General features: G+C 59.8%; 10 protein-coding genes. 3 read left to right on the top strand and 7 right to left on the bottom strand.

What is annotated here, in order from left to right:
- A partial coding sequence (locus tag AWB81_RS39525) for a helix-turn-helix domain-containing protein (protein ID WP_327373340.1) occupies positions 1–224 on the top strand: 224 nt, incomplete at its 5' end.
- Between the two features lie 204 nt (positions 225–428).
- On the opposite strand, the gene AWB81_RS46145 is transcribed toward AWB81_RS39525, so the two are convergent.
- The 7 genes from AWB81_RS46145 to AWB81_RS39495 form a co-directional block, all read right to left on the bottom strand.
- Positions 429–569 carry a hypothetical protein gene (locus AWB81_RS46145; protein ID WP_159939014.1) on the bottom strand — a complete coding sequence of 47 codons (141 nt, stop codon included), beginning with the start codon at positions 567–569 and terminating at the stop codon, positions 429–431.
- Positions 570–640: 71 nt separating this feature from the next.
- Positions 641–1,306, bottom strand: coding sequence for a Lar family restriction alleviation protein (locus tag AWB81_RS39520; RefSeq protein WP_062643703.1), 666 nt, complete (start codon positions 1,304–1,306; stop codon positions 641–643).
- 202 nt (positions 1,307–1,508) lie between these two features.
- Positions 1,509–1,904 carry a DUF7682 family zinc-binding protein gene (locus AWB81_RS39515; protein WP_062643701.1) on the bottom strand — a complete coding sequence of 132 codons (396 nt, stop codon included), beginning with the start codon at positions 1,902–1,904 and terminating at the stop codon, positions 1,509–1,511.
- Between the two features lie 52 nt (positions 1,905–1,956).
- Positions 1,957–2,085, bottom strand: coding sequence for a hypothetical protein (locus AWB81_RS48440; protein ID WP_268811800.1), 129 nt, complete (start codon positions 2,083–2,085; stop codon positions 1,957–1,959).
- Positions 2,086–2,282: 197 nt separating this feature from the next.
- On the bottom strand, positions 2,283–2,714 hold the full coding sequence (locus AWB81_RS39505) for a hypothetical protein (RefSeq protein ID WP_062643697.1): 432 nt from the start codon (positions 2,712–2,714) through the stop codon (positions 2,283–2,285).
- Positions 2,715–2,920: 206 nt separating this feature from the next.
- Positions 2,921–3,250, bottom strand: coding sequence for a hypothetical protein (locus tag AWB81_RS39500; protein WP_062643696.1), 330 nt, complete (start codon positions 3,248–3,250; stop codon positions 2,921–2,923).
- Positions 3,251–3,278: 28 nt separating this feature from the next.
- Positions 3,279–3,608 carry a hypothetical protein gene (locus tag AWB81_RS39495; RefSeq protein ID WP_144444324.1) on the bottom strand — a complete coding sequence of 110 codons (330 nt, stop codon included), beginning with the start codon at positions 3,606–3,608 and terminating at the stop codon, positions 3,279–3,281.
- A 630-nt stretch (positions 3,609–4,238) separates the two neighbouring features.
- Here AWB81_RS39495 and AWB81_RS39490 point away from each other — a divergent pair.
- Positions 4,239–5,033, top strand: a complete 795-nt coding sequence (locus AWB81_RS39490; RefSeq protein ID WP_062643708.1) for a hypothetical protein — start codon at positions 4,239–4,241, stop codon at positions 5,031–5,033.
- A gap of 61 nt (positions 5,034–5,094) precedes the next feature.
- On the top strand, positions 5,095–6,392 hold a 1,298-nt coding region (locus AWB81_RS39485), incomplete at its 3' end, for a methyltransferase domain-containing protein (RefSeq protein ID WP_235026159.1).

The raw sequence follows: 6,392 nt of genomic DNA, 5'->3' as shown, positions 1-6,392 counted from the left end.
AAGCGATGCAAGCCGTGGTAGAGGCGGCCGGCCACAGTAAAGCGCAAAAGGCCGGTGCTTACCTGTCGAGCTATTTCACCCAGCGGCAACTCACGTCACCGAAGGTCTCGGTCGACCAAGTTCGCGACGCCGTTGCTGTGGCGGAGGGCAATATTTCCGCCGCGGCAAAATCTCTTGGCATCTCCAGGCAGAAGGTGTATCGGATTTTAGAGGCAGCAACCTGAAAGGTCCTGCTTACGCCGATGACCCTAGCGGCAACGCGTGTGCGGAACGGCAACGTGGCTTACTGGAGTGAAAGGAAACCTGCCGTTTAAGAGGGTGGTGACTAAACGGCAGTTTTTGTAACACGCATTTTCGTCAACGAAAACATGTACTTGCCGAGCGGATGCAGCGCGCGTGACGCTATCCGGATAGCGTCTCTTGCGGTTTTAACCGAGTAGCCAGTCCAATTGACGGCTTGTTACCGCGTGATACGTGAGGATTGCAGCGAGCGCGAGCACCGTCGTGATCTGCGGTGCGAGCTTCCTCCGGAACCGATAGGCAGCAGCGATGTATTGGATGGGCGACATTTCTCTTTCCAGTTGAGCTCGGCCGAACGACCGAGTTACATTCAGTATGACCGGCGTTTCGCAGAGTCAAGTCACCAGCGGTTTCGATCGGGCAGATCGTCGACAGCGAGGTTGATGCTGTTCTCGAAGTTTCCTTCGTCACCGCCTGTGGCCGGGATGCGCGGAAACTGGATCGAGGCGATACCGTCGATGTAAATGCGTTTGGCCAACTGTTGAAGTTTTCGATAGCGGGCTGCATCGTTGAGCACGGTGTCTACAGGCCAAAAATCACTCAGGGTGATCTTGCTGTCAACGATCTTCCTGGCGAGCATAGCGAAAACGGGGCCGCGCTTCTCCCAGTCACCTTCGGTTCTGGCCAGCAGGTCAATTAGGAAAGGAGCGTCGACGGCGCTGAGCTCTTTCCTAATCAGTTTCAAGAGGTCGCCCTCTTTTGCGGCCGGACGCCTCGTGCGGGCGTTCCAGATAGTGCCGGCCTTTTCAAGAGCGGCGTGCCGGTCATTCCCGATTGCAATCCAGGGCGTCTGCATCCCGCAGTCTTCGCAGAAAATGCAGCAGACTTTTTCCTGCGGGATCGCATACAGCGAGCGCGCCTCGAGATCGTTCATCTCGGGGGAAATACTGTCGTCGGCACTCAGATAGTCACGTGCGGGTGCAGACGGGCGTTTGAGCAACCGGTGGGAATAGCCAAAGGCCCACTTACCGCCGCAATGGTCGCAGGGAAACAGTTCGTCAGTCATGGCGCTGGTCCTGTCGCCGGCAGTCCGGCGGTCTAATATTTGTAAGCCGCCATGGATTATAGCTACCTATCTGGCGCCGCCCGACGTGAATGCCGGAAGGCTCCTTTGCAGCCAGTGCACTGAAGCTTTCAGGAGGCTGCGACCGCGTTCACCGCGATGCACCCTCGCGAAATCGCAGCGCGAGGAGTTTAGCCAACGCAAGCTATGCGGCTACCCGATTCGCCGCGATCCCGTTGTAGTCTTCGTGACTGACGAGGCGCAGAGGTGCCAGTGACGGGGCGTCGAAGAGTAGGCGATAGGATCGGCCAACCGGCACGGATACCAGCTTGCCGGCCGAGGACTTGATGAACTTCCCGTCGAGCGAGAGTGGATGTACGCCACTACTGACCTTCGCGAGCAGGTCTCTTGCCTCTCGTTGTACGGCCGACAGGTGTCGAACCAAGGACAGGTCGATGGGATCGTCGGCGGTCGAAACTCGCTTCGCCGCGCGCTTCTCTTCACATGCAAGACGTTGTTGGGCTTTTTGTTTCTCTGCGGCTGCGCACTTGTGGCAGAACTTGCCCTTGCCGCTGTGACCGCATTCGAATGTTCGCTTCATGGTGCATTCCTAGTTCGTTGGTGACCCTATTGCACCACTGATTAACGTCCAGTCAAGTGTCGGTAGAAGGCGGATTCTGGCGTCTTTCCTCGCGGGAATTCGCGTCGAGTTCTTGCGATAACTCGAGGATTCGTGCGTCGGCGAGTTTGGTGCGGGTCGTGAGCCGTTCGATCTGGCTCATTGCAAGTGAGTACTGCTGCGACAACATGGTGAGCGCCCAGAAGGGACTGAGTACGGCGAGACAGTCCGAGCAGCTGACGATCTCACCGCGTTCCACGAGTCTTATATTGCGATGAGCGCAGTGCGTCTCGCCGTCGGCGGGCGTGTTACTAGCGACGGATCGCCTTATAAACGGGATCACCCTCGACATCGACAGCCTTATCCGTGGCGTCCGGCCGGATCGATCAGCGCGGGCTCGAATCCCGCGACAACGTTGCTCGGAAACAAGACGCGAGACACCATTGCGTCGCGTCGATAGTGTTGCTCAACGACATCTAGGTATTGGCGGAAAGCTGCGTTGTCACCCGGAATCGATGCGAAGTCCCGACTGGCGAGGTGCAGGTCGGTCGGCGCGAACGCGTGCTGCTCGAACCATTTCACATGGTCGGCATTGGGCAACCACCACCGGTTCCGACGGATGGTGAAAGCGAGCCATCCCTTCGCGGACGCATCGAGTTCGTTCCACGTCGCCTGGAAGTCGAGAATCGCACCCAGCGAGCTGAAGAACACTGCGCGCAGGTCGGTTTCGTTCGCGGCAGCAACGACTATCTGTTTGCGTCGCTCGTCGACCGGCTCAATCGTGCTTGCCATTGAGAGGGCGGGGTAACTTACCTGCCAGTTGGCATCGCGCGCGACAGCACGCTTCAGGAACAACGAGTTTGAGGTCATATGAGATGCGCGGCAGTGATAGACGCGCTCAAAGTATCTCAGAAAGGCCGGCCGTCAAGTGCCGGTCCGGCAGCGAAACGCCAGCCGCTCGCGCCGTCGTGGAGTGCTTCTAGTGCAAGATGAGCCCGTCAAACGAAGCGAGCACTGTGTTCTGCGGCTTCGCGTAGGGTGGAAGGCGCCTGTTCGCTGGGGACTTTGTGAACGTGTGCGCGGGTGCCGAGCAGGTTGGCCACTTGGCGCACGCTCAAGCAGAACTGCTCCGCGTGGAAGACGCTCGGAAACCGCACGCCAACCGTCGAGACTGCACCGGGCGCCGCGTAATATCGCGAAAATACCGAACCGGCGCCGATGAGGGCGTCCAGCCAGGAGTCTGGGCAGCCAGCAGCGGGCAAAGCGCCGGCCCGCGCGCCGGCAGGATCGCTCGTGAAGTCTTCGAAGCTAACAACAATCAAATTCATCGTTGGTTGGAGCGGCGGACGAGCCGCCTTAGAACGTGATGGACGCCGCCCGCTGCTTGCGCGTGGCCGTGATGTCGTAGGTAGCGAGTGCGCCCATTAACGCGGCGACGCCTGCAAAGGCGCACGCAGCCAGCAAGCTCGCCAAACGCTTGTCGTTTGCCCTGAGCGTGTCCGCCCGCACTTGCTGCGCTTCGCTGAGCTCGCGACGCCCATCTTGCAACGCCCGGTCGAAGGCAACGCGATCCGAATAGCCATATTTCTCAAGCAACGAATGTTGGTCCGTCGCTGACAGATATTCGACCGCGTCGGAAACGCCCTGCATGCGTTCAACCACCGCTGTGCTGGCAACGACTTGCACGGCGGTGGCTTGATCGTGAATTGGCGAGCGACCAAGCCGACCCCTGCCACTGAGCTAACAGCGGATGCGCACAGTATGGCGACGGTGATAATGTGACTGAGCTTCATAACGTCGGTGATTGTTTTTTATGCAATGCAGATTCGGTGCCCAATTTTCGTTGGACGCCGCCCGCGACGGTGTCCGAAAGACGCCCCGAATGAAGCGTCTTTTGCCAGCCGTATGGACTGTTTGATCGCTGAGCCGAAAGCGCGGCGTAATGCGCGCGGGCGAAAGCTATATGTTTTTATGCGTCATTCCCCAAAACGGCCGCTATCCGGATAGCGTTGGTCGGCGGCAGCACCAGGACGATCGTCGCAACCGATCATTGCGGCCGAGATAGTTATCCCCAGGCTTATCCAGAGAAACTGGGGATATCTTTCGGAAGCGTTTGACGAGAGGCACCATCAAATGCTCGTCTTTCTGCCTGTATGAGCAATCTCCAGCAGGTATCGTCTGTCGATCACCCGCGCATCTCGCGCATCGACGTTGCGGCGCCTTCACAAGCTCACCGCGCAATCATTTTCCTATCTCAACCCGCAGGGGCATGTCCCCTTCGCGGGCGTGCGCCTGCTCACCTTTTGGAGCAATCGCATGTACACACAGCTGATCGAGCAGTTCAAGACGGCGCAAACGGCAGCAGCATCAGCCTACGCCGCGGTAATTCAAGCGGAGCGCGACGTCTTTGCGGACGGAATGACCGAGTATTCGGCGATGGAAGCCCGAAGCGAATACAAAGTCGAGCGCGAGCTCAACACGTTCTGCCGACGGCTGCTCTCCCGGCTCGTGATGGAGGCAAGCCGCAAGTTCGCGCCCGTCGGCGGCAGAATCGAGATCGACCAGCATCGCGAACTTGACCGATGTGGCCTCGACGTTGAGGAAGATCTGAGGAAGGGCAACGTCCCTGACATGGACGGCTTCTGGCGACACCTCGAGCGAACGTTCGGCGGTGAAGCCGGCGAGCGCGTCGCGTTCGAGCAGGCAGCCAAGGCAATCATAGACGGCTTCTGGCTCAAGCCCGATACCGAGATCAAGCGCACCAGCAGCGCGGTCATCCTGGAAAAGCGCGTCACCTCTCAATCGTGCTTTCATTCGAAGGGCCAACGCGAGGTCTATTACTCCTCTCAGCAGGCGGTCGTCACAACCTTCGACGGCCTGGCGACCTTCGCGAAGAAGCATCAGTTCGGCGCGCTGGCCATGCAACTGCGCAACTTCAGCGTTCACCGCCTGACGTTTTCCACCCGCGAGAAGCTGTCGTTCCCTGGGCTGGAGATCGTGATGTTCAACGACAAGTGGCAGTTTAAGTTGGCGCACGACGTGGGCGATGCGCTGTCCCTATTCATTAGTGAGTTCGGAGCCAAGTACCTCGCCTCGCGCGACCGGTATTGAGGCGTCCACCTCCCATCTTTTGACCCGCTCCGGCGGGTCTTTTCACATCTAGAGGCAATTCATGCAGAGAGATCTGTTTTCGTTCGAGCCTGACTGGTATGAGCCGTTGCGTGCGATCAGAAGTTTGGGATCGCAGGCTCCGTCGATCGCCCATCAGGGCGAGCTGGCCGCGGCGCGGCGTCAGCACCTCGGGCAGTTCTTCACGCCCGACGCGATCGCCGCATTCATGTGGAGCTTCGTCAGTGGCTGGAACGTCAATCGGCTTATCCGCATCCTCGATAACTCGGTCGGATCGGGCAGGCTGCTTCAGTATGCAGACCCGGAACGCCATGCCGTGTACGGCGTCGACATCCACGCCGATGTCATCCAGCAGTGCCAGAAGGTGTTCGAGGACGCGGGGTTTCATTGCGAGTTCCGGCAGGCCGGCATGGAGCACATCCATCCGACACGCTTCGATATCGCGCTCATCAATCCGCCGTTCTCGATCCATCTCGAGTCACCGCATCTGCAGACGCTCGAATGCACGACGTGGGGCCGATATGGCGCGCACACCAGCGCGTTGAGCCACGACTACGCCGTGCATCAAGCGCTGGAGGCGGCAAACATCGTCGTAGCGCTGTTGCCGATCACAACCGCCGAGTCGATGGTTGCGGGCGAGCAGGGCGACCGTCTGAAGCGCCGCGCGGCGGGATTGTTCGAATTGCCGGCGGACGCGTTCAAGCTAGAGGGCGCGAACGTGCGCACGGCGGTTGTGGTGTTCGACCGCTACCGCGATCGTCCCTCCGACTTCGTGCGTGCGGTCGTCGACGATCTGGCGACGCCCGGCCCGGACCTCGGGCTTCACTTCGAAGATCGCTCCTTCGGGGAAGCGCGGCTGCGACTGCAGAAGCTCGATGACAGCGTGCCGTTCATCACGCGTGCGGTCACGGGCGACAAGTCGGTCAAGGTGTCGCACGATGGCCGGCGCATTCGCTTGTCCTTTGCCTGCGGCTTCAACGAAGCGATGGTGCTCAACGCGGTTCTTGTGAAGCGCATCTACTCGCGCGACGGCCACCGGCTGCCGCGCGGCTTCCGTTACTCGGGGCAAGGCTTGCTGGATATGGAAACGTATCTTGTGCAGGACGATCCGGTCGCGGCCTTTGATCAGTTGCTCGATCGAATCCGCAGCGTCGGTGGCAACCCGCAACTCGCGCCCGGCTTCATGGAGCACTTCGAGAGACGCATGCGACGAAGCGCACGCCAGGCGATACCGTTGCGGCATGTGGCCTGGACGACTGGTGCAGGGTCGCGGGATCAGGTGTCGGGCATCGCAAAGGAGACCCACAAGGTTGACGCGACGCGCTGGGCCAGTCCGCTCAT

Source organism: Caballeronia arationis (genome assembly GCF_001544975.2).
In the GTDB taxonomy this organism is placed as follows: domain Bacteria; phylum Pseudomonadota; class Gammaproteobacteria; order Burkholderiales; family Burkholderiaceae; genus Caballeronia; species Caballeronia arationis.
The sequence above is the reverse complement of the archived record's forward strand: the minus strand, read 5'-3'. Positions and strand labels throughout refer to the sequence as shown.